The organism is Streptomyces violaceus (assembly GCF_036014075.1).
In the GTDB taxonomy this organism is placed as follows: Bacteria; Actinomycetota; Actinomycetes; order Streptomycetales; family Streptomycetaceae; genus Streptomyces; species Streptomyces violaceus.
In genome coordinates, this window is record NZ_CP107911.1 from 4,851,356 (window position 1) to 4,876,026 (window position 24,671).

The following is a 24,671-nucleotide window of genomic DNA, read 5'->3' on the forward strand; positions in this document are numbered from 1 at the left end:
ACGCTCGGTGGAATGACGTCGACCGAACCTGCCCTCCAGCACGCCCTCAGCCGTGAACGCGCCCACCACGAGCGCTGCCGGGCCGCCCTCGCCGCGATGGTCGAGGGCGCCGGTGAACAGGTCGTCATCGGGGAGGACGTCTCCGCGTCCGGTGCCGACGCGGAGGTGCTCGGGTACCGGCTGCGCAGCCATGCCAAGGCGCTGCGGGAACTGCCCGAGGGGCCGTTGTTCTTCGGGGCCCTGGAGTTCGAGGGGGCCGGTGGGCGGCTGCACATCGGGCGGCTGCGCATCTCCGAGCACCCGGCCGAACCGCCCCTCGTCGTCGACTGGCGCGCACCTGTCTCGCGTGCCTTCTACCAGGCCTCCGCCCGTGACCCGCAGGACGTCGCCGTACGCCGGCGCTTCGGGTGGGCGCCCGGCAGCCGCGGGGACTCCGGCGATCTCACCGGCCTGGAGGACGAGCACCTGGGGGAGGGGGAGAACCGCGCCAGCGAGATCGTCGCCCGGGAGATCGAACGGCCTCGCGTCGGGCCGATGCGGGACATCGCCGCGACCATCCAGCCCGAGCAGGACGACCTCGTACGCGGGGACCTGACCATGTCGGTGTGCGTGCAGGGCGCGCCGGGCACCGGCAAGACGGCCGTCGGCCTGCACCGGGCCGCGTATCTGCTCTACACGCACCCGCAGCGCATCCGGCGCGGCGGCCTGCTGATCCTCGGGCCCAACCGCACGTTCCTGTCGTACATCGCGGAGGTGCTGCCGGCCCTCGGCGAGACGGGGGTGCGGCAGTCGACCCTCGCCGAGGAGATCGCCCGGTGGCCGGTCCGTGGCACCGACGACGAGTCCGCCGCCGTCGTCAAGCACGACGCCCGGATGGCGGAGGTGCTGCGGCGGGCGCTGTACGCGCGCGTGCGCACCGCGGGGGCGGGCTCGCTTACGGTGCCGGACGGGTCGTACCGCTGGCGGGTGCCCGAGGCGGAACTGGCGCGGATCGTCACGGACGTACGGGAGGAGGAACCGCCGTACGGGGTCGGGCGGGAGCGGGTGCGCGCACGGATCGTGCGGAGTCTGCGCGAGCGGGTGGAGCGCCGGGCCGGGCCGCCCACGAACGCCTGGGTGCGCCGGGTCGAGCGGGCGCGGCCGGTGTCCGCGTACCTCGACGCCGTCTGGCCCCGGGTGCGGCCGGAGGAGGTCGTGGCCGAACTTCTCACCGGACGGGAGGTGCTGGCGGGAGCGGCCGACGGGCTGCTGGACAGCGCCGAGCAGCGGGCGCTGCTGTGGCTCGAGCCGCCCCGGTCGTGGAAGTCGGCGCGCTGGTCGGCCGCCGACCTGGTGCTGCTCGACGAGGTGGCCGGGCTGATCGAGCACCCGGAGGGATACGGGCATGTCGTCGTCGACGAGGCGCAGGACCTGTCCCCGATGGAATGCCGGGTCATCGCCCGCCGGGCCCCCTTCGGCTCGCTGACGGTCCTGGGCGATCTGGCGCAGGGGACGACGCCGTGGGCGGCACGGTCGTGGCCGACGGTCCTCGCGCACCTGGGGAAACCGGACGCGGCCGTGGTCGGGCTGACCACCGGCTTCCGCGTGCCGCGGGCGGTCGTCGGCCTCGCCAACCGGCTGCTGGAGCGGCTGGACGTGGACGTGCCGGCGGCCCGTTCGCTGCGCGGGGACGGCGAGTTGCGGATGCGGGAGACGGCACCGGACGGGGTTCCGGCGGCGGTCGTGGACGCCGTACGGGACGCGCTGGGGCAGGAGGGCTCCGTGGGGGTCGTCGCGGCGGACGCGGACGTGCCCCGGGTGCGGGAGGCCCTGGACGCGGCCGGCCTCGAGGCGGCGGGACCAGGGGAACTCGGCGCGCGGCTGTCCCTGGTACCGGCGAGCTTGGTCAAGGGACTCGAGTACGACCATGTCGTGGCCGTCGAGCCGGCGGCGATCGCCGAAGCGGAGAAACGGGGACTGCACCGGCTGTACGTGGTGCTGACGCGGGCGGTGTCGAGGCTGGAGGTGGTGCACGGGAGGCCGCTGCCGTTCTAGACACGGCTCGGCGCAGGGCGGCTGGGGTCCGTGGCATGGGGGACCTGCGCAGCCGCCGTTCGTCCGGCAGTCAGCCCCGCGCCGCGAAGGGGCCTTTCTCGGTGAAGGCCAGTGCGCCGAAGCGTTCGCCGATGTGGCGGTGGGTCGCGGCGTCCGGGTGGACGTGGTCGGGGAGGGGGAGCCCGGCGGCGTCGGACTCGCCGTAGAGGTCGAGGCCGTCGAGGTAGTGGAGGTTCGGGTCGTCGGCCGCGCGTTGCCGCACGATGCGGGCCAGTTCCTCCCGGATGACGCCGAGCGTGAGCTTCCCGGTGGCCTTCTCCGCCGGGTCGCCCATGGCGGCGAACAGCAGCCGGCCCTTGCTGATCTCGCTGAGGTCCGGGGCGGTGGGACCGGGGGTGTCCTCGTGGATCGCGCAGTGGATGGGGGAGACGACCAGCAGCGGGGTGTCGGGGTGCCCGTCGCGGATCGTGTCGAGGAAGCCGTGCACGGCCGGGCCGAATGCGCGCAGCCGCATCACGTCCCCATTGACGATGTTGATGCCCATCTTGACGCTGATCAGGTCGGCCGGGGTGTCCCGCATGGCACGCGCGGTGAACGGGTCGAGCATCGCGCTGCCGCCGAAACCGAGGTTGACCAGTTCCACACCGCCCAGGGACGCGGCGATCGCGGGCCAGATGGCCGTGGGGCTCGCGGCGTCGGAGCCGTGGCTGATCGAACTGCCGTGATGCAGCCACACCCTGCGGCCCCGGTCCGGCACGGGCTCGACCGGTGCGTCGGTGCGCAGGGCGACGAGCTCGGTGGTCTCGTTGTGCGGCAGCCAGATCTCGACGTCCTTCTCACCCGCGGGCAGGCCGGTGAAGCGGACGGTCCCGACCGGGCCCGGCGTGACCTCGCCGTCCCAGGTGGCCATGTCGATCGTGAGGACGTTGCCGCCGGTCCCGGAGGCCTGGCCGGCCGGGCGGCCGTCGACGAGCAGGTCGTACAGGCCGTCCGGGCGGGACGGGACGCCGACGTAGTCGCGCTTGGTGCGCAGCGTGTCGAGTTCGACGGCCGTCGCGGCGGTACGGAGGACCAGCCGCACGCCGGAGGGCTGGGCCTCGGCCATGGCGAGCTGGGGGTTGGTGTTCTGGGCGCGGGCCCGGGCGGGCAGCCGGTGCGGGAGCAGGCCGTGCTCCGTGCGCTCCAGGTCGAGGGCGCCGCGCAGCAGGTCCGCCGTGAGCGGGGTGGTGATCCAGTCGTGCTCGGTGTGCATGGTGTCAGCCTCGGAGATCCGTAGGGGGCGCGGGCCAGTTGCGCAGCAGCGTGTCGAGGGCGTCGATGATCCGTGCCCACGTGACGTCGGTGCCGGGGGCGCTGTGGCTGAACCCGCCGCCCAGCTCCAGGCTGACGTACCCGTGGAAGACGCTGCCCAGCAGCCGTACCGCGTGAGTCTGGTCCGGTTCCGCCAGGTCGTAGCCGCGCAGCAGCGCCCGGGTCATCTGCGAGTGCCGGACGCCCGCGCTCGCGGCCGCCGTCTGAGGGTCGAGCCGCAACTGGGCCGCGGCCCAGCGGCCGGGGTGTTCCCGGGCGTAGTCGCGGTAGACGTTGGCCAGGGCCGCCAAGGCGTCCTTGCCGGCCCGCCCGGCCAGGGCGTCGGCGGCCCGGTCGGCGAGTTCCGTCAGCGCGAGCAGGGCGATCCTGGTCCGGAGGTCCTGGGAGTTCTTCACGTGCGAGTACAGGCTCGCGACCTTGACGTCGAACCGCCGGGCGAGCGCCGAGACGGTCACCTCGTCGAAACCGACCTCGTCGGCGAGTTCCGCGCCTGCCTCGGTCAGACGCTCCGGCGTGAGTCCCACGCGTGCCATACGGCCCCTCCCTTCTGCCTGAAGGGATTGTGCATCTGCCTAAGGATCTTAGGCAAGTTGGATTCGGTCTTAGGCGTCCTGGAGGGTGCGTCGGGCTGGTGCCCGCAGCCTCCTGCCCCGCCTGGTCAGGCCACAGGGCTTCAGCACGGAGATCACCGTCATGAAGACATAGGCGGTCAGCGAGACGACCGGCCCGAACAGGACGTCCCCGGCATCGGGCAGCGGACCCCCCGCGGCGACGGCGGCGACCGCGGAGTTCACCCCGGGGCGCAGGGCGAACACCGTGGCGGTGGTCGTGGCGAGGGTCAGCCAGAACTTCGTGCAGACCCACCGGTGCCGCGCCAGACCCCACGGCGTCCCCAGCGACAGCACCAGACCGCTGAGGAGCGTGAGGAACGCGACGGGGAGCAGCAGCCAGTCGGCGAAGAGCCGCATGGCCCGGACGGACGCCTCCACGGTCACGGCGGCCCCGGTGGTGGCCGCGGTGGTCCCGAGCGCGAGCAGCCCGAGCGTGAGCCCGAGCCAGCTCGCGGAGGCGATGACGTGCACGACCAGCACGGCCCGGCGGGCGGGACGGCTGAGTTTCTGTGACGGGTTCGGTTTCACACGGAACACGGTGCCGGGCGGCGGCGGTGGGGGCGTCTTACAGCGGGAGTAACCCGGTGTACTGGCGTCGGCGTACGGGGCATGTCAGTGCCGTCGCCTACTTTCGTGTCATGACCGAGCCCTCCCACCTCACCGCGGTCCGGGAGTCCTACGACACCGTCGCCGCCGACTACGCCCGACTCGTCAAGGAACCCGCCGAGTTGGACCCGGTGTCCCGCGCGATGCTGGCCGCCTTCGCCGAACTGGCGCGGCCTCTTGGACCGGTCGCCGACCTGGGCTGCGGTCCCGGCAAGGTGACGGCACACCTGGCCGCCCTGGGAGTGCGGGTGCTCGGCGTAGACGTGTCACCGAGGATGGTCGAGCTGGCCCGGGCGGCGTATCCGGAACTCCGTTTCACCGTCGGCTCGATGACCGCGCTGGAGATCGGCGGCGGCGAACTCGGCGGCATCCTGGCGTACTACACCACCCACCACACCCCGCCGCAGTGGCTGCCGACCGTGTTCGCCGAGTTCCACCGCACCCTCGCGCCCGGCGGCCGGCTGATGCTGGCCGGCCATGTGGGCAACGGCGAACACCTGCACCCGACGCGCGCGTACGGTGACCATCCGGTGTCCTACGAGTCGCATCTGCTGCCGCCGGACCGGATCGCGGAACTGCTCCAGCAGGCGGGGCTGGTGGTCACGACACGAGTGGTGCAGGAACCGGAGGGCGGGGCGAAGCGGCAGGCGGGCACCTTCCTGGCGTACAAGCCGCAGTAGCCGCGGGCCGGTCAGCCGTGGTGTGTCCACACCCGCAACGGGCCGAGCGGCTCGAAGCCGTACCGGAGGGCGACCGCCAGATCGTCACCCTGCTCGTATCCGACGACGGGCAGGGTGGGGAAGAGGCGGGCGAGCGCGTGCAGGACGACCGGCCAGGCCGCGTCGGGGCCGCCGTCCCGCGCGAAGACGTTGGAGACGCCGACGACGTGCTCGCTGCGGCTAGCCACGGCTCCGGCGACCACTCGGCCGTCGGCGTCGTCGTCGGTGTCGGCGGCGGACCGCCCCAGGATCACGAAGGTGTCCGGGTCGGCGAGCAGCCCGGGCCGGAACAGGTCCGCGTCGCCGGCCCCGTCGTCCCAGGCCAGGGCCCAGGCGCGCAGTGTGTGCGCGTCGTGCGCCACCTCCCACACGAGTTCCGGCGGACCCTGCTCGGTGGCGGATGCGGGTGCCCCCGCCGGACGGTGGATCCACCGCGCCTCGAACAGCACCCGGAAGCCGGCCTCCGCCAGCTCCAGGTCGGCGAAGCTGTCCTTGACCGAGGCGCCTGGCGAGGCCGTGTCGATCCGCGCCACGAGCGCGTCCCTGTCGGCGTCCGGCTCCAGCGTCACGGCGTCGGGGTAGTAGAGCGGCGTCCGCACCGTCGCGGCCCAGGCCTCGGCCCCGAACTCGCCCGTCACCCCGTGCGCCCGGCACATCGCCGCGCACCACTCGGCGTTGTTCCGGGCGGCGGCCCGGACCAGGAACTGCTGCGAAGTCGTCACGAGTGCGGATCATGACCGCGCCCGAGCCGACTCGTCGAACGATTTAGCGACGGGCCGCTTCTAGGGTGAGCACTGCGAGAGACCCCGTCGATCGGCCCGGAGGCGCCATGACCCCGCTGATGAAGTTGAGCGCGATCACCCTGGACTGCCCAGATCCGCTCGCCCTTGCGGCGTTCTACCAGGAAGCCACCGGACTTGAGCTCCATCCCGAGTCGGACGCCGAGTTCGCCGCGCTGGACGGTGAGGGCGGGTTCAACATCGGGTTTCAACGGGTCGACGGCTATCGAGCCCCGAGCTGGCCCGGCCAGGTCGTTCCGCAGCAACTGCACTGCTGTTTCAGGGTCGTGGACGTCGATGAGGCCGAGGCCCGGCTACTGGAACTGGGGGCCGGTAAACCAGATCAGCCGCAGGAGGACAGATGGCGGGTCCTCACGGATCCGGCCGGGCATCCCTTCTGCATTGTCGGGGGGTTGTCCGTCTCCGACGAAAGTCCTGTGCCTGGACAGTCCGTGGCTTGATGTGGCGCGGCCAGATCACGCGGAAGAGATCGGTGACTCGGCCCGAGGGGCTCACGATGGTCAGTGACGACCTAGAACGACGGAAGGACACGCCCTGTGCCTGCTTCTCCTCCTGCCGCCGCCGACCAGGCCATCGCCCTGCTGCGCGAGCTCGGTGCCGCGGACATCGCCCATCCGGGCGGCACGCTCGTCGCCCATCTCCAGCGTGTCCAGGGACAACTCGCCGAATGGGGCGCCCGCCCCGCCCTCCAGCTCGCGGGCCTGTGCCACGCTTTCTACGGCACCGACGGCTTCCCCACCGCATTACTGTCTCCGTCCAGCCGCACCGAACTCGCAGAGGTGATCGGTGCCGAGGCTGAGGCCATCGTGTATCTCTACGCGTCTTGCGACCGGCAGACCACCTATCCGACGCTCGCTGATGCCGACGGGGCCTTCCGGAACCGGTTCACCGGCCGCCTCCACACTCCGGAGGCGCCCCTGCGACGAGACTTCGCCGAGCTGTCCGTCGCCAACGAACTCGACCTCGCCCGCGTCGACTCCGCCTTCCGCGAGAAGTGGGGAGCCGAACTCCTCGCCCTGTTCACCCGCTTCCGGCCGCTGCTGAGCGAGCTCGCTTGGTCGGGCTGCCGCACGGTGCTCGCCGCGGCTGAGCAGGACTGAGTGGAGCGAAGGGGAACCGGTCCGCCGGTGGCCCGGGACCATGCCCAGGCCGCCGGTCCGCTGGAGGGCCGGGAGAATGCCCGGCCCGAAGCGAGAGCTCCCGGCCGACCTGAGACCCCCTGTGGTGATGCAGATCCCTCAGCGTCGGCCCAGGAGTTCGGCGATCCGTATGAACCCGTCGGCGCCGTGTCCCCGTCCGACGGCCCGGCGGGCCATGCCCTCGGCCGCGCGCATCACTCCCGCGTCAATGCCATGCGCTTCCGAGGTGTGGACGATGTGCGCCATGGAGGACACGGCCGAGGTGATCGGGTTGCCCTCACCGGAGTAGCTGCCGCTGCCGGCCTCCTTCGCGGCCTCTTCGAAGATCGGCGGGAGGATGTCGCCGATGCCCTTGGCGAACGGTGCGAGTTCCCGCGCGGCGATGCCTTCGGCCCGCGCCACCGCCAGGGCGTGCACGTAGCCCGCCATCGCGGTCCAGAAGATGTCGAGCAGCGCGATGTCGTACGCCGCCGCCCGGCCGATCTCCTCGCCGAGGTGGGTGTCGGTCCCGCCCAGTGTGTCCAGGACGGGCCGGTGCTCACGGTAGAGATCCCCCGGGCCGCTGTGGAGGAACACGGCGGCCGGAGTTCGGGGGCGCCGGTCCCCGTCGCGCACTACTTCGCCGACCTGCGAGCGGTGGTCCCCGTGATCTTCCGGACCTGGCCAGAGGCCCGCCCGTACGCCAGCACTCCGACCCTGTCCGCCGCGCTCGACGGAGCACGCCTCCCGCGCCGCGCGGGCCCAGCCCTTGCTGAACACCGGCGGCAAAAGGAAGACCTCCAAGCCCTACACCGCGCCGCCGCAAGACTCCCTGGCCGCGGGCGCGGTCATGGACATCGCGTCGCAACTGCTCGCAGCCTCGGACCCGCATGGAGCGCGTGAGCACATGGCTCCGCTCATCCGGCGGCTGCGCGATGAAGATCGCGCGCTCAGCGTCTACTTGCGTCGCTCGGGCCGGATCTCCCCGCCGCTGAGAAATGCCGTCCCGGACGACGGGCCGGGCCTACGCAGGTCACGGGCGTCGTAGACAGGGACGCCACCTAGCCCGCACGGGACGGCGACGGTCCGGCGAGGCAGGCGCGGTCCGGCTACCCGGAAGGGCCGCATCGGGGGAGGGGCAACGCGTGGGCAGCAGGGGTCCGCAGACGACGAGGAAGAGGAGCGGGCTAACTGTCACCAAGTGACCACCACGTGACCGCTGCCCGGCGGGCGTTTGTCGGATCCCGGGGAACGATGGGAGGGCGTCACCAGGAGCGACCAGTTGCCGATACACCGCGCGAGGCATCCGCACCGCGCCGGAAGGACATGTCATGACCGCCACCGCACCCAAGGCCCCGACCGCACCAGGGGTGCGGTCCTGGTGGGGAATTCCGTACGCCACCGCCGAGCGGTACCGCAGTCCCGTGGTCGCGGACTTCGATCCGGACCTCCCCTATGACCGTAAGGGCGTCGCCTCCCCCCAGCCCGATACCGGTGACTGGCTGGAGGCGGACAGCGGGACAGGCGAGGACTGCCTGAATCTGAACGTGTGGGCCCCCGAGCAGCCGGCCGGCGAGGCGCTGCCGGTGACCGTGTACATCCACGGCGGCGGATTCGAGTTCGGCGCGAACACGCAGATCACGTCGAACGCCTCCGGTCTCGCGGCGACGGGGCGCGTGGTGAGCGTGTCGGTCAACTACCGGCTCGGTGCGCTGGGCGCGGTCTCGCTGTCGCAGTACGGCGGGCGACTCGCCGAGGCCAGCAACCTCTGCCTGCAGGACGACATCGCCGCGCTGACCTGGATCCAGCGGAACATCGCCCACTTCGGCGGCGACCCCGACAACGTCACCGTCTACGGCCACAGCGGCGGCGCCTACTCCACCTTCGGTCTCCTTGGTGCCTCCTCCGCCAACGGCCTGTACCGGCGGCTGGCCGGGTTCTCCGCCGGGCCCACGCGTCTCCAGCCGGCCTGGTGGGCCGAGGAGCTCGCACATCTGTTCGTCACCGAACTCGGTGTCGCGGACAACCCGGAGAAGCTCCTCGACCTCGACACGGCCTCCCTGGTGGCCGCCCTGCGCAAGGTCACCCCGACGGACCTCGGTGTCCGGGGCGGGATCGACAGCAAGAGCCTCGGTGTCGTCCTGGACATCGGGCAGCCGGGCGCGGTGCTGGACACCCACCCCATGGACGCCCTCGCCTCCGGCGCACATCGTGATGTCGACGTGCTGCTGAGCATGGCCAGTGACGACATGGGCTGGTGGGTGGCGAACGACCTCGACCGGTTCGACCCGGGCGCCGTCGACCGCATCGTCGACGAGGTCGCGGGATGGCGGATTCCCCGCTCCCGGGCCAAGCAGATCGTCGATGGTTACGACCGTGGCGGCCGCACTCCCGCCGAGGTCCGCGCCGCGCTCCTGACGGACTACATCTTCGGACTTCCCGCGGCCCGTGGCGCCCTGGCGCACACCGCCGGCGGCGGCAACGCCCATCTCCTTCTGATCGGGCCCGCAGAGGGCGCGCCCGCCGTGCACGGCACCGAGATGTACGCCCTGGTCGGTCAGGAGCAGCCGGGCCGCAGCGCGGAACAGGCCGAGCGTGACACGCATATCCGCGACGTCGTGCTCGACTTCGCCACCGGCGAGCAGTCCCGCCTATGGCCGGCCGTCACGGACCGGCCCACCTCGCAAAGCGTCGGCAACCCTCCCTTCGAGGCCACCGCCCACTACGAGCAGGCCCTCGCTCTGTGGGAGGGCATCGACCGGCCCTGATGGTCGGCGGGCGATATGGAACACAGAGCAAGGAACTCGACATGAGCCAACCGACAGCAGCTGGCGACTCCGCACCCGCGACGATGCGGGCCGTCGTCATCACCCACCCCGGCGGCCTGGACGCCCTGGAGATCAAGGAAGTACCCGTCCCGGTACGCAAGCCCGGCTGGGTGCGAATCAAGGTGAAGGCGTTCGGCGTCAACGAGTCCGAGGTCACCACCCGCAAGGGAGAGTCGGACGCCGAGGTCACCTACCCTCGTGTGCCCGGCATCGAGGGCGTCGGCGTCATCGACGAGGCTGACGAGGACAGCGGGCTGTGCCCGGGTCAGCAGGTGGCGACCATGATGGGCGGCATGGGCCGCTCGTACGACGGCGCGTACGCCCAGTACGTGACCGTCCCCGCCGGGCAGGTCATCCCGTTCGAGACCGGCCTGCCGTGGGAGGTCGTCGGTGCGCTGCCGGAGATGTTCCAGACCGCCTACGGATCGCTGACCACCGGCCTGGACCTCAAGGCCGGGCAGACACTGCTGATCCGCGGCGGCACCTCCACGGTCGGGCTGAGCGCGGCCACGATCGCCAAGGAGCTGGGAGCCACCGTGCTGTCCACCACCCGCAGCCCCGGCCGGGCCGGGGACCTGCGGGCGGCGGGCGTCGACCATCCCCTGGTCGACGACGGCACCCTCGCCGACCAAGTCCGCGATCTGGTGCCGGACGGCGTCGACGCCGCACTGGAACTGGTCGGCTGCTCGGCCCTCCCCGACACCCTGCGCACCGTCCGCCGCCACGGCACCGTCTGCTTCACCGGAGCCCTGGCAGGCCAGTGGTCCATCCCCGACTTCACCCCGTTCATGATCCCCTTCGGGGTACGCCTGACCTCCTACGGCGGTCAGGCCGGCGACCTCCCGGCCGACGTCTTCGCCCACCAGCTCCAGGCCATCGCCGAAGGACGCCTCAACGTCCCGGTCGCGAAGGTCTACCGCGGCCTGGAACAGGTCCCTGACGCCCAGGCCGGTCTCGAGTCCGGCACCACGCCGGGCAAACACGTCGTCGTGGTCGTGGACTTCGAGCCGGACCTCGAATCCGCACATCGTGCGCGGTGAGGACCGCAACCCGGCAGTGAGCGTCGCCGCCGCTCCCCGCCGTTTCCGAAGGAGAGAACAGATGACAGGCCGGACAGCAGCAGACTCTCTCGGCGCCTTGACCACCCGGCCCCCGTTGGACCCGGAGCTCGCACCCGTCGAGGAGGCGCGGGGCGCCGCTGTTCCGCCCCTGACGTACGAGATCCTGCAACGATCCGAGAGGGGATCGCCGGGATGGAACCGGAGGATCTGACAGCCGGCGGCAGGGTGCGGGTGGAGGAGCGCCAGGTACCCGGGCCGGACGGCGCGCCGGACATCACTGTGCTGATTCTCAGCCCCGTCGAGGACCGAGGGCCCAAGGGCGGCATCGTCCACATCCACGGCGGCGGGATGGTCATGGGGGGGCGCCGGGACCACGTGACCCGTCTCCTCCCCCATGTGATCGACGGGAGTGCGGTCGTCGTTTCGGTCGAGTACCGGCTGGCGCCGGAGCACCCCGATCCCGCTCCGGTCGAGGACTGCTACGCGGGGCTGGTGTGGACGGCGAAGAACGCCGCCGAGTTCGGGATCGACCCCGAGCGGCTCATGATCACCGGAATCAGTGGCGGCGGCGGCCTCGCGGCAGGGGCCGCGCTGCTCGCCCGCGACCGCGCCTTTCCCAAGCTCAGCCACCAGGTGCTGCTCTGCCCCATGCTCGATGACCGCTTCGAGACGCACAGCAGCCGCATGGTGGACAGCGACGGCGTATGGGACCGCTACAGCAACCTGTACGCGTGGACCGCCGTACTGGGCGCGCGGCGCGGCGGCCCGGACGTGTCGCAGTACGCCGCGCCGGCCCGCGCCGAGGACCTCGGCCGACTGCCGCGCACCTACATCGACACCGGCTCGGCGGAGGGGTTCCGCGACGAGGCCCTGCTCTACGCGGGCCGCCTGTCCGAGGCGGGCGTGAGCGTCGATCTGCACATGTGGGGCGGGGCCTTCCACGGGTCCGACATGGCGGCGGGTGATGCGGCTGTCTCGCGCGCTTCCAACGCGACCCGCGAGGAGTTCATCCGGCGGGCTCTCGACTCGTGAGCAGGGTGACCATGGCCGTGGAGGCGTCGACTTCAGGGCCTTCCGCAGCGTGAGCCGCTGACACACGGGCCGCCCGCCATCGCCACGAACCCGCCGCAGAACCGGTCCGCACAGGCCGTCCGCGCCGGGTTCGTGGCCGTTCCGCGTTCCGGATCGCACGCCCCCGGAGGGAAGATCTGACTGCAAGGCTGGCAAACCGAACAGTTTGGTCGTCTATCGTGTTTCCTATGCCTCGCTCCGCCGTCTCCCGTAAGACCTCGAACTCCTCGACCGCCGACACCCGGCAGCGGATCCTTGCCGCGGCGAAGGACGAGTTCGCCCGGTACGGCATCGCAGGTGCTCGAGTGGACCGCCTCGCCAAGCAGGCGCGGACCAGCAAGGAACGGGTCTACGCCTACTTCAGCAGCAAAGAGGCCCTCTACCACCACATCGCCGGGCACGAAACGGCCGCGCTCATCGAGGCCACCCGCATGGACCCGGCGGACCTGCCCGGCTACGCCGGCATCCTCTTCGACCACTTCACGGCTCACCCGGACCACTATCGGCTCCTCACCTGGGGCCGCCTCGAACTCGCCGACAGCGACAGGGTCGACCCCATGCTGACCACCATCACCGGCAAGGTCGAACAGCTCCGCGACGCGCAGCGCGCCGGCCTGATCGATCCCGCCTGGGATCCGGTCGACGTGCTCGCCCTGATCAACCAGATCGCCACCACCTGGGCAGGTCAGCCGGAGATCGGCGCCGCCGCGGCCAAGCTGGCCGCGGACACCTCCGTCGGCGCACGCCGCGCGGCCCTGGTCACCGCCGTCGAGCGCCTGTTCCCCCGCTCACGCTGATCCTCGGACCGCCGGACTCCGAAAAATTCGCATCGCGCTTCAGCACTGCTACAGCAGACCCGCGAGCGAGGTGCCACCACCGAGGGTGACTGCGGCGCAGCGCAGCTGCACCCAGGAAGACGATGAGCGGCAGCTTGCCGTCCCCGGCTTTTCCATGCTTCCTCGACGATCAGCAGCCATGGCGATCCGGTCCATCCACGCCCCGGCGATCCCGCGCAGGGCGAATTCCGCCTTGGCGGCGCTCATGATGCGGTCACGGATCGAGTCTGCGCGGGTTGAGGGGCTCATGCTTGCGAACCATCCGACCAAACCGTTCGGTTTGACGATGGCGCATGGCCGCCGTAAGCTTCAAACCGAACTGTTTGGTTGGACGACGGGAGATCCTCATGCAGCACAGGACACTCGGCACTCAGGGCCTGACCGCCTCGGCCATCGGCTACGGCTCGATGGGCCTGACCATGGCCTACGGCCCCGGGGACGAGGACGCGGGTATCGCCGCCATCCGCCGCGCCCACGACCTGGGCGTCACCTTCTTCGACACCGCCGAGCTCTACGGCTTCGGCACCGGCTCCAACGAGATTTTGGTCGGCAAGGCGGTCAAGGACTTCCGCGACGAGGTGGTCCTGGCCACCAAGTTCGGCTTCGACCTGTCCGACCTGTCCCAGGGATTCGGCGCCCTCAACAGCCGCCCCGACAACATCCGCAAGGTCGCCGACAACAGCCTGCGCTACCTGGGCGTCGACCAGATCGACGTCTTCTACCAGCACCGGGTCGACCCGGACGTGCCGATCGAGGACGTCGCCGGCACCGTCAAGGAACTGATCGACGCGGGCAAGGTGAAGTACTTCGGCCTGAGCGAAGCGGGCCCGGAGACCATCCGCAAGGCGCACGCCGTGCAGCCGGTCTCGGTCCTGCAGACCGAGTACTCGCTCTTCGAGCGCGAGATCGAGCAGCTCTTCCCGCTCCTCCAGGACCTCGGCATCGGCTTTGTTCCCTATTCGCCCCTCGGCCGCGGCTTCATCACCGGTAACGCGAAGCCCGCGGGACAGTACGACGCCACCGACATGCGCAACTCCGACCCGCGCTGGCAGCCCGGCAACTTCGAGAAGAACGTCGAAGCCGTGGACCGGCTCGGCAAGCTGGCCACGGCCAAGGGCATCACCGTCTCCCAGCTCGCCCTGGCCTGGCTGCTCGCCCAGGGCGACCAGATCGTCCCGATTCCGGGCACCCGCAGCGCCGCCCGCATGGAAGAGAACGCCCGCGCCGCCGACGTCGCCCTCACCGAGGCCGATCTCGCTGCGATCCACGAGATCCTCCCGAACGGTGGCTTCGGCGCCCGCTACGCCGAAGAGCATGCCCCCAACTGGGTCTGACCGTCAGCGACCTGGAGCGGATCAAGGAGATCCTCCCCAAGGGTTCAGCGAGCTGCCGCTACCCGGAGCCCAGCCGGATGCTTTCACCACCGGCTGAGCTCCGAACCGCCCCGACCTTCCGCCGAACACACGCCCATCCTCTACGGAGAACACCATGAGCACCCAGATCGAGAACCTTTTCCACTACCGCGTCAAGTCCGGTATGGAGGAGCAGTACCAGGCATGTCTGGACAAGATCCTGCCGGTGACCCAGGAGCAGGAGCCGTACATCCTGGCCTAAGAGATCTCCCGGGGCAGTGACGGCAGCTACTTCCAGCGCGAGCTCTACGAGAACGAGGAAGCCGTCTGGAAGCACATGGCGCTGACCGCCGAGGGCCAGGCTGACTTCGCCGCCTCCACCGAGATGATCGAACTCGTCATCCTGGGCGAGCTCGGCGAGAAGTTCCGCGACACCTACTCCATCACCACCACCTACACGCCCTTCCGTCAGATCACGCGCTGACACGGCACAGCTACCTGCGTGTTGCATCCCGGGCCGCGAAGGCGGCCGGGGTGAGGCCGGTGCGGTCGCGGAAGAAGCGGCCGAAGTTCGCGGGGTCGGTGAAGCCGAGGTGTGCGGCCACGGACCGGGCATCCCATCGGGCGTTTCCCAGCAGGCGGCGGGCTTCGAGCAGGCGCCGCTCGTCGATGAGCTCACGCACTCCCTTGCCGGTGGCTTCCCGGGCGGCGCGGCTGAGGGTGCGGACCGAGCAGCCGAGCAAGTCTGCGTAGTCCGCGGCCCGGTGCAGTTCGCGGAAGTGCAGCTCCAGGGCGTCCGCGAACCGTCCGTAAGTGTCACCACGGCTTGTGCCGGCACTCGTGTCGGCGGAAATAATCCCGGGGGCGTTGGCGAGGCGCAGCAGCAGCGATTCGAGCAGGCTGCGCCGCAGGGCGTGGTGGACATCGAGGGGTCGGCGCCCCAGGGCGCGGTGTTCGTCCAGAAGCTGGAGTGCCGTCTGCTGGAGCCATACGGCGTCGTCGGGGTGCGGGCTCAGCACGGCAGGAGCCTCGTGTGCGGTGAGCGGGGCCAGCAGGCGGGCGATGTCGGGCCGCAGTACATCCGGTTCGAACAGGATGAAGGTGCCACGGGCGGCGCCGGGCGGATGCCAGCACTGCGTGTGTCCGGGACGCACCCACAGCCACTGGCCGGGGCCGACGGTCCGCGTGAGGTGGTCGACGTCGTGCCGCAACTCGCCCTCGGTGACGGCGATCAGGTAGTGGAAGGTGGCACGTCCCGGACGGGGCGGGTTCCACGGCCAGTCGTCGTGCTCGGCGAAGAAGTCCTCGACGGTGCTCACCTCAAGCCCGTACGGAGTGCCGACCGGGGGCTGGAAACCGTACAGCCGAACCTCGGCCGGTCCATCCTGACCAGCCTGGCCGCTCGGCCTGGGGCGTCGCTTGTCGACCATCACGTGTCCGCAGCCTACTGCCCTTTTTGTCGGCTTCGAGGGAAGGATGGAATGTGCCACCGCGACCACCCCCTGAGGAAGGCAACGCCCCATGAACGGAGCCACCCTCCACAAGACCGCCGCCGACTGCGCCGAGAAGCTTCCCGGAGCCCAGCTGGAGCACCCCTTCGGCGACGACTGGGAGGTCTTCAAGGTACGCGGCAAGGTGTTCATCCTGATGACCGAGGTCCCCGGACGCCCCGTCGTGATCCTCAAGGCGGACCCTGGAGACGCACAGACCCTGCAGGCGCAGAACAGCCACATCACCCCCGGCTACTACATGAACAAGAAGCACTGGATCACGCTGGAGGCCGGGGAAGGCATCGACAAGAAGCTGATCAAGGAACTCGTCACCGACTCCTACCGGCTCGTCGTCGCTCACCTGCCAAAAGCCGAGCGGCCCGTCGACCCGCACACCTACGACAGCCACACGCGGGCGGCCTCGTGAGCGCGGCCGGTGACCGGCTCCAGGACACCGCCCGCCAGACGGCCCTGGCCTTGCCCGGCGTCAGCCACGGATACCCCTTCACCCCTGCACTGGACGTGTACAAGGTCGCGGGCAAGGTGTTCCTGATCGTCACCGACGACCCGGACGAGCAGATCATCACGGTCAAGTGCGAACCCGACCACGCCCGCGCGCACGTACACGCCCACGCGTCGATCACACCGGGCCGCTATCTCGACAAACGGCACTGGATCTCGCTCGGACCGGGCCCCGGCATCACCGAGCAACTGGTCACCGACGCGGTCGAGGACTCCTACGACCTGGTTGTCGAGCAGCTGCCCGGGCGCGACCGCCCTCCTGCCCGATGAGCACTGCAGGCGCGCCCGCGGGCGGCTGAGCCCCACAGGGGTCAGTGCCCCGTGCGAGGCTCGCCACGCCCGCACACCTCCGCCCGCGATCCGAGAGTCCGATGGAACCGACCCTGCCGCTCTTCGACGAGGGGCCCACCCGGCCACTCGCCGACCGCCAGCGCCCCAACCAGCTGGAAGAGGTCGTCGGACAGGACCACCTCCTGGCCCCGGACGCCCCGCTGGGCCGCATGGTCGCCCAACAGCGTCTCAGCTCCGCCATCCTGTGGGGCCCGCCCGGCGTCGGGAAAACGACCATCGCCCGCCTCCTCGCGGACGCCGGCAACCTGGCCTTCGAACCGGTGTCGGCCACCTTCTCCGGCGTCGCCGACCTGCGCAAGGTCTTCGCCGCCGCCCGCAGCCGACGCACCATCGGCCAGGGCACCCTGCTGTTCGCCGACGAGATCCACCGCTTCAACCGCGCCCAACAGGACAGCTTCCTGCCCTACGTCGAGGACGGCACGGTCACCCTGATCGGCGCCACCACGGAGAACCCCAGCTTCGAACTCAACGGCGCCCTGCTCTCCCGCACCCAGGTCCTCGTCCTCAAACGCCTCGACGAAGCCGCCCTGTCCACACTCCTCGACCGTGCCGAGGACCTCACCGGCCACCGGCTGCCCCTGGACGGCGACGCCCGCCGCGCCCTGATCGCCATGGCCGACGGCGATGGCCGCTACCTCCTCAACATGGCCGAACAGCTCCAGGCCCTCCCGGACCCCGGCACTCCCCTGGACACCGCCGCGCTCGCCCACCACATCCAGCAGCGCGCTCCGCTGTACGACAAGGCGCAAGAGGGCCACTACAACCTGATCTCCGCGCTCCACAAGTCGATGCGCGGCTCCGACCCGGACGCCGCCCTGTACTGGCTCGCCCGCATGCTCGACGGCGGCGAGGATCCCCTGTTCGTGGCCCGCCGCCTGGCCCGCTTCGCGAGCGAGGACATCGGCATCGCCGACCCGCACGCCCTCCAGCAGGCCCTCGCCGCTTGGGACGTGTACGAGCGACTCGGCTCCCCCGAAGGCGAGTTGGCGATCGCCCAGGCCGTCGTCTACCTCGCCACCGCCCCCAAGTCCATCGCCGTCTACCGCGGGTTCAACGCCGCGCACCGTGCCGCCCGCCGCACTGGGTCCCTCATGCCGCCCGCCCACATCCTCAACGCGCCGACCCGGCTGATGAAGGACCTCGGCTACGGCAAGGACTACCAGTACGACCCCGACACCCCCGACGGCTTCTCCGGCGCCGACTACTTCCCCGACGCCATGGACCACGAGACGTACTACCAACCCACCCGCAACGGCTACGAAGCCCAGATATCCGAGCGCTTGCGCCACTGGGCCGGCTTGCGCGCTCGCCGGCGCAGCGGCTGACGTGGATGGGTGGGCAGCGGACAGAGCCTGGACACGACAGATGTCGTGCTCAGACGACAACTACCGTGCTCAGCCTCACCAGGGCGGTCGGGTGGCGTGGCGCACTTTTGCAAGCGGGTGCTTGCAATAGTTAGCGGGGTGCGGCACTGTGGAGGCATGGCATCGCTCAACGTCGGCAATCTCGGTGACTACCTGCGCGAGCAGCGGCGCAACGCGCAGCTGTCGCTGCGGCAGCTCGCCGATGCCGCCGGGGTGTCCAATCCGTATCTGAGCCAGATCGAGCGCGGGCTGCGCAAGCCGAGCGCGGAGGTGCTGCAGCAGGTCGCCAAGGCCCTGCGGATCTCCGCCGAGACGCTGTACGTCCGCGCCGGCATTCTCGACGCCGAGCGGGACCGGGACGAGGTGGAGACGCGTGCCGTCATCCTCGCGGACCCGACGCTGAACGAGCGGCAGAAGCAGGTGCTGCTGCAGATCTACGAGTCCTTCCGCAAGGAGAACGGGTTCGGGACCGGTGACGGCTCCGACGACGGCGCCGCTGTCGTCGAGGTCGTGGTCGGTGAAGGCGCGGCGGATGCGGACGGGGACGCCCCGGACGGCGGCACCGAGATACGCGGACGGACCCGCACGGTCGACGGCGGCCGGCCCGTCGAGGACCGTACCCACGAGAAAGGCGGCGGTGCGTCGGCCACCCGCCGCAGCCGCAACGAGTCCGGTGGTGCGCCCGCGCCCCGCCGCACCCGCAAGGAGACCGGCGGTACGTCCGCCGCTCGCCGCACCCGCAAGAACGCCGACGGTACGCCCGCCGCCCGCCGCACCCGCAAGGCCACCGGCGGCAGTGACACCGACCCGCAGCAGACGGCCGGCTGAGCCGGACCAGGGCACCGGCCGCTCCGCTGCGGATCACACCACCCTCAGCCGAACCCTCAAGCGAGACAGAATCCGGGAGGACCCTCACCATGGCCATCACCGACGACCTGCGCAAGACCCTCAGCGACCCGACTCCGCTCTACTTCGCCGCAGGCACCGCCGACCTCGCCCTCCAGCAGGCCAAGAAGGTGCCGGCCCTGGTGGAGCAGCTGCGGGCCGAGGCTCCGGCGCGGATCGACGCCGTACGCAACACCGACACCAAGGCCGTCCAGGAGAAGGCGTCCGCCCGGGCCAAGGAGGCCTCCGCCCGCGTCAAGGAGACGCAGGAGACCCTGCAGACCAAGGTCACGGAGTTCATCGGCTCCATCGACGTCGACATCAAGAAGATCGGTAGCACGATCGACTCGGACCTGAAGAAGTTCGGCGAGAACGCCCAGGACTTCGCGCTGCGCGGGGTCGGCGTGGCCGCCGAGTACGCCGTCAAGGCCCGGGAGACCTACGAGAAGGTCGCCGAGCACGGCGAGCAGGCCGTGCGCACCTGGCGCGGCGAGGCCGCCGAGGGCATCGAGGACGTCGCCGAGGGCGTCGAGGAGCTGGCCGTGGCCGTCGAGCCGAAGCCCCAGCCGGTCGAGGTCAAGGAGGAGCCGGCGAAGCCCGCCGGCACCAAGGCCCAGACCGCCCCGGCGAAGAAGGCGCCCGCCGCCAGGAAGGCTCCGGCGCGCAAGACCACCACGGCCAAGAAGACCACCCCGCCGGCCAAGTAGGACGGCAGCCGTCGGACCAAGGACGGCAGCCCACGCGGGCCGGGCACCCTGGGGGTGCCCGGCCCGTTGTACGGGTACGGTGACCGCGTAGGGACGAGCCGAGTCTGGTGGTGGACGTTGTGCTGATGCAGGGCTTCGCAGGGTTTATGTGGCTTCTGAGCATGGCCCTGATCATTTTCAGCGGCTTCGCGTTGTTCGACGCCGCCGTGCGGCGGGAGGACGCGTACCGCGCGGCCGACAAGAAGACCAAGCCCTTCTGGATGATCATCCTCGGGATCGCCTTCGTGGTGAACCTGCTCTTCCCGATCCTGTCGTTCCTGCCGATCATCGGCCTCATCGCGACGATCGTGTACATGGTCGACGTACGGCCGGCCATCCGCGCGCTCCCGGGCGGCGGCCGCAGCCGGCGCGGCTCCAGCAGCGACGGTCCGTACGGCCCCTGGAACGGCGGCCGGTAAGCCCTCCCGGCAGCGCCCCCCCGTAAGCCCTCCCGGCAGCGCCCCCGTAAGCCCCCGGCAGCACCGGAGCCGGGGCTACGGCACCCGGTCCAGCAGCAGTACCGCCACGTCGTCCGTCAGCTCGCCACCGTTGAGTTCGCGCACCTCGTTCACCGCCGCGCGCAGCAGCCGCTCGCCCCGCAGCCCCTCGGCGAACTGGCGGCGGATCATCTCGGTCATGCCGTCCTGGCCGAGCCGCTCCCGGCCCTGGCCGATGTAGCCCTCGATCAGGCCGTCGGTGTAGAGCATCAGGCTCCACTCGGCCCCCAGCTCCACCTGCATACGCGGCCAGCGGGCACCCGGCAGCAGCCCGAGGGCCGGTCCGTTGTTGTCGTACGGCAGCAGGCGGGCCGGTTTGCCCGGGCCGGCCAGCAGCGGCGAGGGGTGGCCCGCCAGGCACAGGCCGGCGCGGCGGCCGTCCGGCGCGATGTCCACCGTGCACAGCGTCGCGAAGATCTCGTCGTCGGCCCGCTCGTGCTCCAGCACCTGCTGGAGCGTGCCCAGCAGCTGGTCGCCGCACAGGCCCGCCAGCGTCAGCGCGCGCCACGCGATCCGCAGCTCCACCCCGAGGGCGGCCTCGTCCGGGCCGTGGCCGCACACGTCACCGATCATCGCGTGCACGGTGCCGTCCGGCGTGCGGACGACGTCGTAGAAGTCACCACCGAGCAGGGCGCGCGAGCGGCCCGGGCGGTAGCGGGCGGCGAACCGCAGCGGAGAGCCCTCCAGCAGCGGGGTCGGCAGCAGACCGCGCTCCAGGCGACGGTTCTCCTGGGCCCGCAGGCGGCCCTCGGCGAGCCGGCGCTCGGCCGACTCGGAACGCTTGCGCTCCACCGCGTAGCGGATCGCGCGGCTCAGCAGCCGGCCGTCCAGCTCGTCGCGGAACAGGTAGTCCTGGGCGCCCACGCGCACCGCCTCCGCGCCGCGCTCGGCGTCGCCCGACGCGGTCAGCGCCAGGACGGCATGCCGGGGCGCGAGCTCCAGCACGTGCTTGAGCACGGCGAGCTCGTCCTCGGCGTCGCTGTGGCCCGGCGCCGGCAGCGCGAGGTCCAGCAGGATGCAGTGGACGTCGTCGGTCAGCAGCCGCCCGGCCTCGGTCAGATTGCGGGCCGTGCGGACGCGGATCGGCTTGCCTGCCTGGTCGAGCATGTCCGGCACGATCGGCGAACCGGCCGGGTCGTCCTCGATCAGCAGCAGCGTCAGATTGGTGTGAGCGGTGTTGTTCTCCACCTTGTCCGTAATGTTCCCGGCGGTGTCCGGCGTGCGCGGGGCCACGGCCGAGGCGTCCGTGACGGAGTCCTCGGCGGAGCCGCCGCACGGGGACGCGGCCTGCGCCTGACCACTCTCCACGGCCGGGATCGCTCTCTGCCGCGGTATGGGTACGGGCATCGTCTTGGGTTCCTTCCCTCCCCCCGAGGGCATGGCGGGGGCGAGGGACCTCGACCCACCGACGGGGACCATAGCGGGTGTCGGCGCCGCATTGGAATGGTGTGAGCCATGCCGCTGCGCCACCGGCCAGTGTCATATGCCGCGATATGTACCGCAGTTGGACAGGCCGGAGATGCTGCGGAGATGACGAACGTCACGTCAGCGCCGCGTTTCGCAGGGGCCCGGCGTGCGGTGGGTCACGTGGCCCGGGTCACCAAAGGTGCCCGATGACCGATATGTTCACCCCGCGTCGGTGCCGGGGTCCGGCCGTACCACCCCGAGGATAGGCATGGATCCCGCTCCCGCGACGGTGATCGCCCGCCCGGGCCGCGGGGCGTGCACCATCGCCCCGTCGCCGATGTACATCGCGACATGGCTGGCGTCGTCGAAGTAGATGATGAGGTCGCCGGGCCGCATGTCCTGGACGTCGATGTGCCGCAGCTGCTTCCACTGCTCCTGCGAGGTGCGCGGTATGCCGCGGCCGGCGGATATCCAGGCCTGTGAGGTCAGCCCGGAGCAGTCGTAGGTCTTCGGGCCCTCGGCGCCCCACTGGTACTGCTTGCCGATCTGGGCCGTGGCGTACTCGACGGCCTTCTTGCCCTGCTCGGACGCCTTGCCGCTGATCTCGTCGAGGACCCCGGAGCCGAGCCAGGCGGACTGCGCCCTGGCCGCGGCGTCCTTCTCCAGCTCGGCGAGGCGCTCCTGCTCGTCCTTCCGCAGCTCGGACTCGACCTTCTCCGCCTGCTTGATCTGCTTCTCGATCTTCTTCTGCGCGGCGGCCTTGGCCTTGCGGCCCGCCTCCAGCTTCTTCCACTGAGCGGAGGCGTCCTTGGCGTACTGCTCCAGGTCCTCCTGCGTGCGGGCCAGTTCGCCGAGCAGGCCCTTGGCCGCGTGCTGGCCCTGACGGACCCGGACCGCTCCGTCGAGGAACTCCTGCGGGTCGTCGCTGAGCGTCAGATGGGCCTCGGGCGGCAGCCCGCCCCCGCGGTACTGCGCGGCGGCCGAGGCGCCGGCGCGGTCCTTCAGCTTCGCCAGCCTCTCCTTGCCCTTGACGATCTTCTTGGCCAGTTCGACGACCTCTGCGGACTGCTTGTCCGCCTTCTCCTCGGCGGCGTTGTACTCGTCGGTGGCACGGCCCGCGGCGCGGTAGAGCTTGTCGAGCTTCTTGCGGACGGCCTCGAGGTCCTTGCTGGGCCCGGGCGTTGGGCTCGCGCTCGGAGTGGGGGAGGGGCTCGGAGCGGCGAACGCCGTGCCCGGTGCCGCCAGCACGGTGATCGCGCAGACCACGGTCACCGCCGTCGCGATCAGGCCACGCTTGCCCGTTCCCATACCTCAGCCCCCAACTGATTAACCGTCAGTAACATCCGGCTCGTCTGGATGCTGCCATGCCGGCGCCCAAAGCGACAGAGGTAGTGCTTCCCGCCGCCCCCTCACCGGTATGCCCCCGGCATGACGATCTCCCCGCCTGTGTGACGAACGACTCAAAGAGATCGTTCCCAGCGCCCCGTTCCCGTCCACGCCGGTCCACGCCGGTCCACGCCGGTTCACGCCGGTCCATGCCGACGGGGCGTGCCGGTGGGATCAGCCCCGAGGGGCCAACGCATCCCACCGCACCGTCACTTCGCCCTGCCGCCACCGCACCGGCCCGTCCGCCACCGGCCAGTCCGCCGTCAGGTCCCGTACCGCCCGGATCCACCGCTGGCGGGCGCCGTAGGAGGCATAGGGCGCGGCGGCCGCCCAGGCGCGGTCGAAGTCGCGCAGGAAGGCGTGCACCGGCTCGCCCGGGACGTTGCGGTGGATGAGCGCCTTCGGCAGGCGTTCCGCCAGGTCCGAGGGGCGCTCCAGGGAGCCGAGACGGGTCGCGAAGGTGACCGTGCGCGGCCCCTCCGGACCGAGCGCGACCCACACGTGCCGCCGCCCGATCTCGTCGCAGGTCCCCTCGACCAGCAGTCCACCGCGCCTGCCGGTTGCCGGGTCGGCCGGTGCGAGCCGCCCGCACAGCCGCTCCCACACGGCCGCTACCTCCCCCTCCTCGTACTGCCGCAGCACGTTCGCCGCCCGGACGAGCAGGGGCCGCTGCGGGACCGGGATCTCGAAGCCGCCGTGCCGGAAGACGAGCCCCGCCCGCTCGTACGGCAGCGCCGCCGCGACCCGGGCAGGCTCGATCTCGACGCCCACCACGCGCGCCCGTGGCGCGACCGTCCGCAGACGGTGCAGCAGCTCGACGGCCGTCCATGGGGCGGCGCCGTACCCGAGGTCGACCGTCACGGGGTCGGCGGCACGGCGCAGCTCCGCGCCGTGCGTGGCCGCGATCCAGCGGTCCATACGGCGCAGGCGGTTGGGGTTGGTCGTCCCGCGCGTCACCGTTCCCACGACGCGGGGGCGGGTCGCTGCGCGGGATGTCATGCGTACGAGGGTATGCGGGGTGCCGATGATCACCTTCCGCCGTGTACCGAGGGCCTACGCGCCGCCCCCGTACGTCCCGAACTCGGGAACACCCGTCGACTCGAAGACATGCACCGACAGCCCGCCCGGCGTCGTCCGGTGGTCGGTGAGCCGCAGCCCGGCCGGTGCCCCGCCGTCCGGGAAGAGGCGACGGCCCTGGCCCACCACGACCGGGGCGATCGCGAGCCGCAGTGTGTCGACCAGCCCGGCGGCCAGCAGGGACTGCGCGAGCCGGGCGCTGCCGTGGATTTGGATCTCCCGGCCGGGCAGCCGCTTCAGCTCCGCCACCTGGGCGGGGACGTCGCCGGACAGGATCGTGGTCGGGTTCCAGCCGGCCGTGGTCAGGCTGTGGGAGGCGACGTACTTCGGCAGGCCGTTCAGTACGGCGGCGGCGGGATGGTCGGTCATCGCAGGCCAGTCCCGGGCGAAGTTCTGGTAGGTACGGCGGCCGAACAGCAGCGCGTCCGCCTCACCGAGCCAGGTACCGGCCAGCCGCTCGAACTCCTCGTCCAGATGCGGCACGAACCAGCCGCCCCGCTCGAAACCGTCGCTGGTGTCCTCGTCCGGGGCGCCCGGCCCCTGGGAGACACCGTCGAGCGTCAGGAACTCCTGCACCACGAGCTTCATCGTGACCCTCT

General features: G+C 71.2%; 27 protein-coding genes and 1 pseudogene. 17 read left to right on the forward strand and 11 right to left on the reverse strand.

What is annotated here, in order from left to right; genetic code table 11:
* The first annotated feature begins 12 nt into the window (after window positions 1–12).
* Entirely contained in the window at window positions 13–2,034 is a 2,022-nt protein-coding gene (locus OG542_RS21880; protein ID WP_328413149.1) for a HelD family protein, read from the forward strand.
* A 70-nt stretch (window positions 2,035–2,104) separates the two neighbouring features.
* Here OG542_RS21880 and OG542_RS21885 read toward each other — a convergent pair whose 3' ends face one another.
* The 3 genes from OG542_RS21885 to OG542_RS21895 all read right to left on the reverse strand — a co-directional run bounded on the left by OG542_RS21885 (window position 2,105) and on the right by OG542_RS21895 (window position 4,484).
* Window positions 2,105–3,286, reverse strand: coding sequence for a GDSL-type esterase/lipase family protein (locus OG542_RS21885; RefSeq protein ID WP_328413152.1), 1,182 nt, complete (start codon window positions 3,284–3,286; stop codon window positions 2,105–2,107).
* Between the two features lie 4 nt (window positions 3,287–3,290).
* A complete protein-coding gene (locus OG542_RS21890; RefSeq protein ID WP_328413154.1) occupies window positions 3,291–3,878 on the reverse strand; it encodes a TetR/AcrR family transcriptional regulator in 588 nt (195 codons plus the stop codon).
* A 69-nt stretch (window positions 3,879–3,947) separates the two neighbouring features.
* Entirely contained in the window at window positions 3,948–4,484 is a 537-nt protein-coding gene (locus OG542_RS21895) for a DUF2269 family protein (protein ID WP_328413156.1), read from the reverse strand.
* A 110-nt stretch (window positions 4,485–4,594) separates the two neighbouring features.
* Here OG542_RS21895 and OG542_RS21900 point away from each other — a divergent pair, with 110 nt between their 5' ends.
* On the forward strand, window positions 4,595–5,242 hold the full coding sequence (locus OG542_RS21900) for a class I SAM-dependent DNA methyltransferase (RefSeq protein WP_328413158.1): 648 nt from the start codon (window positions 4,595–4,597) through the stop codon (window positions 5,240–5,242).
* A gap of 11 nt (window positions 5,243–5,253) precedes the next feature.
* Here the strand turns inward: OG542_RS21900 and OG542_RS21905 are convergent, their stop codons facing one another.
* Entirely contained in the window at window positions 5,254–6,003 is a 750-nt protein-coding gene (locus OG542_RS21905) for a hypothetical protein (protein ID WP_311126422.1), read from the reverse strand.
* A 107-nt stretch (window positions 6,004–6,110) separates the two neighbouring features.
* On the opposite strand from OG542_RS21905, the gene OG542_RS21910 reads away from it, so the two are divergent.
* Together OG542_RS21910 and OG542_RS21915 are read left to right on the forward strand one after the other, a co-directional pair.
* Entirely contained in the window at window positions 6,111–6,521 is a 411-nt protein-coding gene (locus OG542_RS21910) for a VOC family protein (protein ID WP_328413161.1), read from the forward strand.
* Between the two features lie 96 nt (window positions 6,522–6,617).
* Entirely contained in the window at window positions 6,618–7,181 is a 564-nt protein-coding gene (locus OG542_RS21915) for a DUF6817 domain-containing protein (protein ID WP_328413163.1), read from the forward strand.
* A 138-nt stretch (window positions 7,182–7,319) separates the two neighbouring features.
* Here the strand turns inward: OG542_RS21915 and OG542_RS21920 are convergent.
* Window positions 7,320–7,808 (reverse strand): annotated as a pseudogene (locus OG542_RS21920) (imine reductase family protein); the annotation flags it as partial.
* A gap of 722 nt (window positions 7,809–8,530) precedes the next feature.
* On the opposite strand from OG542_RS21920, the gene OG542_RS21925 reads away from it, so the two are divergent.
* The 4 genes from OG542_RS21925 (at window position 8,531) to OG542_RS21940 (ending at window position 12,956) form a co-directional block, all read left to right on the forward strand.
* A complete protein-coding gene (locus tag OG542_RS21925; RefSeq protein WP_328413165.1) occupies window positions 8,531–9,967 on the forward strand; it encodes a carboxylesterase family protein in 1,437 nt (478 codons plus the stop codon).
* Between the two features lie 41 nt (window positions 9,968–10,008).
* A complete protein-coding gene (locus tag OG542_RS21930; protein WP_328413167.1) occupies window positions 10,009–11,067 on the forward strand; it encodes an alcohol dehydrogenase catalytic domain-containing protein in 1,059 nt (352 codons plus the stop codon).
* 213 nt (window positions 11,068–11,280) lie between these two features.
* Window positions 11,281–12,120: an alpha/beta hydrolase fold domain-containing protein gene (locus OG542_RS21935; RefSeq protein WP_328413169.1), complete on the forward strand. Its 840-nt coding sequence runs from the start codon at window positions 11,281–11,283 to the stop codon at window positions 12,118–12,120.
* Window positions 12,121–12,347: 227 nt separating this feature from the next.
* Window positions 12,348–12,956: a TetR family transcriptional regulator gene (locus OG542_RS21940; protein ID WP_328413171.1), complete on the forward strand. Its 609-nt coding sequence runs from the start codon at window positions 12,348–12,350 to the stop codon at window positions 12,954–12,956.
* Window positions 12,957–13,004: 48 nt separating this feature from the next.
* Here OG542_RS21940 and OG542_RS21945 read toward each other — a convergent pair whose 3' ends face one another.
* Entirely contained in the window at window positions 13,005–13,244 is a 240-nt protein-coding gene (locus OG542_RS21945; RefSeq protein WP_328413173.1) for a hypothetical protein, read from the reverse strand.
* Between the two features lie 98 nt (window positions 13,245–13,342).
* On the opposite strand from OG542_RS21945, the gene OG542_RS21950 reads away from it, so the two are divergent.
* The 3 genes from OG542_RS21950 (at window position 13,343) to OG542_RS21960 (ending at window position 14,831) form a co-directional block, all read left to right on the forward strand.
* A complete protein-coding gene (locus tag OG542_RS21950; protein ID WP_328413175.1) occupies window positions 13,343–14,329 on the forward strand; it encodes an aldo/keto reductase in 987 nt (328 codons plus the stop codon).
* Between the two features lie 154 nt (window positions 14,330–14,483).
* Entirely contained in the window at window positions 14,484–14,609 is a 126-nt protein-coding gene (locus tag OG542_RS21955) for a hypothetical protein (RefSeq protein WP_328413177.1), read from the forward strand.
* A 75-nt stretch (window positions 14,610–14,684) separates the two neighbouring features.
* Window positions 14,685–14,831, forward strand: a complete 147-nt coding sequence (locus OG542_RS21960) for a hypothetical protein (protein WP_328413179.1) — start codon at window positions 14,685–14,687, stop codon at window positions 14,829–14,831.
* Window positions 14,832–14,841: 10 nt separating this feature from the next.
* On the opposite strand, the gene OG542_RS21965 is transcribed toward OG542_RS21960, so the two are convergent.
* Window positions 14,842–15,780, reverse strand: coding sequence for a helix-turn-helix domain-containing protein (locus OG542_RS21965; RefSeq protein ID WP_328413180.1), 939 nt, complete (start codon window positions 15,778–15,780; stop codon window positions 14,842–14,844).
* A gap of 88 nt (window positions 15,781–15,868) precedes the next feature.
* On the opposite strand from OG542_RS21965, the gene OG542_RS21970 reads away from it, so the two are divergent.
* From OG542_RS21970 to OG542_RS21995, 6 genes are all read left to right on the forward strand, one after another.
* A complete protein-coding gene (locus OG542_RS21970) occupies window positions 15,869–16,264 on the forward strand; it encodes an MmcQ/YjbR family DNA-binding protein (protein WP_328413182.1) in 396 nt (131 codons plus the stop codon).
* Window positions 16,261–16,629, forward strand: coding sequence for an MmcQ/YjbR family DNA-binding protein (locus OG542_RS21975; RefSeq protein ID WP_328413185.1), 369 nt, complete (start codon window positions 16,261–16,263; stop codon window positions 16,627–16,629). Before OG542_RS21970 ends, OG542_RS21975 begins: the two co-directional genes overlap by 4 nt.
* 101 nt (window positions 16,630–16,730) lie before the next feature.
* Window positions 16,731–18,035 carry a replication-associated recombination protein A gene (locus tag OG542_RS21980; protein ID WP_328413189.1) on the forward strand — a complete coding sequence of 435 codons (1,305 nt, stop codon included), beginning with the start codon at window positions 16,731–16,733 and terminating at the stop codon, window positions 18,033–18,035.
* Window positions 18,036–18,191: 156 nt separating this feature from the next.
* Window positions 18,192–18,902 carry a helix-turn-helix domain-containing protein gene (locus OG542_RS21985; RefSeq protein ID WP_328413191.1) on the forward strand — a complete coding sequence of 237 codons (711 nt, stop codon included), beginning with the start codon at window positions 18,192–18,194 and terminating at the stop codon, window positions 18,900–18,902.
* An 89-nt stretch (window positions 18,903–18,991) separates the two neighbouring features.
* Entirely contained in the window at window positions 18,992–19,666 is a 675-nt protein-coding gene (locus OG542_RS21990; protein ID WP_328413193.1) for a hypothetical protein, read from the forward strand.
* A 125-nt stretch (window positions 19,667–19,791) separates the two neighbouring features.
* The gene (locus tag OG542_RS21995) at window positions 19,792–20,124 is read left to right on the forward strand and encodes a DUF2516 family protein (protein WP_184599452.1); all 333 of its coding nucleotides are present in this window, start codon (window positions 19,792–19,794) and stop codon (window positions 20,122–20,124) included.
* A 75-nt stretch (window positions 20,125–20,199) separates the two neighbouring features.
* On the opposite strand, the gene OG542_RS22000 is transcribed toward OG542_RS21995, so the two are convergent.
* The 4 genes from OG542_RS22000 to OG542_RS22015 all read right to left on the reverse strand — a co-directional run bounded on the left by OG542_RS22000 (window position 20,200) and on the right by OG542_RS22015 (window position 24,660).
* Window positions 20,200–21,549 (reverse strand): PP2C family protein-serine/threonine phosphatase, encoded by a 1,350-nt coding sequence (locus OG542_RS22000; protein WP_311126414.1) that lies wholly within the window; start codon window positions 21,547–21,549, stop codon window positions 20,200–20,202.
* Window positions 21,550–21,828: 279 nt separating this feature from the next.
* Window positions 21,829–22,917, reverse strand: coding sequence for a C40 family peptidase (locus OG542_RS22005; protein WP_328413195.1), 1,089 nt, complete (start codon window positions 22,915–22,917; stop codon window positions 21,829–21,831).
* A gap of 252 nt (window positions 22,918–23,169) precedes the next feature.
* Window positions 23,170–23,994, reverse strand: a complete 825-nt coding sequence (locus tag OG542_RS22010) for a class I SAM-dependent methyltransferase (RefSeq protein ID WP_328413197.1) — start codon at window positions 23,992–23,994, stop codon at window positions 23,170–23,172.
* Between the two features lie 54 nt (window positions 23,995–24,048).
* On the reverse strand, window positions 24,049–24,660 hold the full coding sequence (locus OG542_RS22015) for a dihydrofolate reductase family protein (protein ID WP_328413199.1): 612 nt from the start codon (window positions 24,658–24,660) through the stop codon (window positions 24,049–24,051).
* Window positions 24,661–24,671: the final 11 nt, after the last annotated feature.

Excerpts from the sequence above, each read along its gene's own strand:
- OG542_RS21880 (WP_328413149.1), top strand. The coding sequence starts at position 13 with ATGACGTCGACCGAACCTGCCCTCCAGCACGCCCTCAGCCGTGAACGC.
- OG542_RS21885 (WP_328413152.1), bottom strand. The coding sequence starts at position 3,286 with ATGCACACCGAGCACGACTGGATCACCACCCCGCTCACGGCGGACCTG.
- OG542_RS21890 (WP_328413154.1), bottom strand. The coding sequence starts at position 3,878 with ATGGCACGCGTGGGACTCACGCCGGAGCGTCTGACCGAGGCAGGCGCG.
- OG542_RS21900 (WP_328413158.1), top strand. The coding sequence starts at position 4,595 with ATGACCGAGCCCTCCCACCTCACCGCGGTCCGGGAGTCCTACGACACC.
- OG542_RS21910 (WP_328413161.1), top strand. The coding sequence starts at position 6,111 with ATGACCCCGCTGATGAAGTTGAGCGCGATCACCCTGGACTGCCCAGAT.
- OG542_RS21925 (WP_328413165.1), top strand. The coding sequence starts at position 8,531 with ATGACCGCCACCGCACCCAAGGCCCCGACCGCACCAGGGGTGCGGTCC.
- OG542_RS21930 (WP_328413167.1), top strand. The coding sequence starts at position 10,009 with ATGAGCCAACCGACAGCAGCTGGCGACTCCGCACCCGCGACGATGCGG.
- OG542_RS21935 (WP_328413169.1), top strand. The coding sequence starts at position 11,281 with ATGGAACCGGAGGATCTGACAGCCGGCGGCAGGGTGCGGGTGGAGGAG.
- OG542_RS21940 (WP_328413171.1), top strand. The coding sequence starts at position 12,348 with ATGCCTCGCTCCGCCGTCTCCCGTAAGACCTCGAACTCCTCGACCGCC.
- OG542_RS21945 (WP_328413173.1), bottom strand. The coding sequence starts at position 13,244 with ATGAGCCCCTCAACCCGCGCAGACTCGATCCGTGACCGCATCATGAGC.
- OG542_RS21950 (WP_328413175.1), top strand. The coding sequence starts at position 13,343 with ATGCAGCACAGGACACTCGGCACTCAGGGCCTGACCGCCTCGGCCATC.
- OG542_RS21955 (WP_328413177.1), top strand. The coding sequence starts at position 14,484 with ATGAGCACCCAGATCGAGAACCTTTTCCACTACCGCGTCAAGTCCGGT.
- OG542_RS21960 (WP_328413179.1), top strand. The coding sequence starts at position 14,685 with ATGGCGCTGACCGCCGAGGGCCAGGCTGACTTCGCCGCCTCCACCGAG.
- OG542_RS21970 (WP_328413182.1), top strand. The coding sequence starts at position 15,869 with ATGAACGGAGCCACCCTCCACAAGACCGCCGCCGACTGCGCCGAGAAG.
- OG542_RS21980 (WP_328413189.1), top strand. The coding sequence starts at position 16,731 with ATGGAACCGACCCTGCCGCTCTTCGACGAGGGGCCCACCCGGCCACTC.
- OG542_RS21985 (WP_328413191.1), top strand. The coding sequence starts at position 18,192 with ATGGCATCGCTCAACGTCGGCAATCTCGGTGACTACCTGCGCGAGCAG.
- OG542_RS21990 (WP_328413193.1), top strand. The coding sequence starts at position 18,992 with ATGGCCATCACCGACGACCTGCGCAAGACCCTCAGCGACCCGACTCCG.
- OG542_RS21995 (WP_184599452.1), top strand. The coding sequence starts at position 19,792 with ATGCAGGGCTTCGCAGGGTTTATGTGGCTTCTGAGCATGGCCCTGATC.
- OG542_RS22000 (WP_311126414.1), bottom strand. The coding sequence starts at position 21,549 with ATGCCCGTACCCATACCGCGGCAGAGAGCGATCCCGGCCGTGGAGAGT.
- OG542_RS22005 (WP_328413195.1), bottom strand. The coding sequence starts at position 22,917 with ATGGGAACGGGCAAGCGTGGCCTGATCGCGACGGCGGTGACCGTGGTC.
- OG542_RS22010 (WP_328413197.1), bottom strand. The coding sequence starts at position 23,994 with ATGACATCCCGCGCAGCGACCCGCCCCCGCGTCGTGGGAACGGTGACG.
- OG542_RS22015 (WP_328413199.1), bottom strand. The coding sequence starts at position 24,660 with ATGAAGCTCGTGGTGCAGGAGTTCCTGACGCTCGACGGTGTCTCCCAG.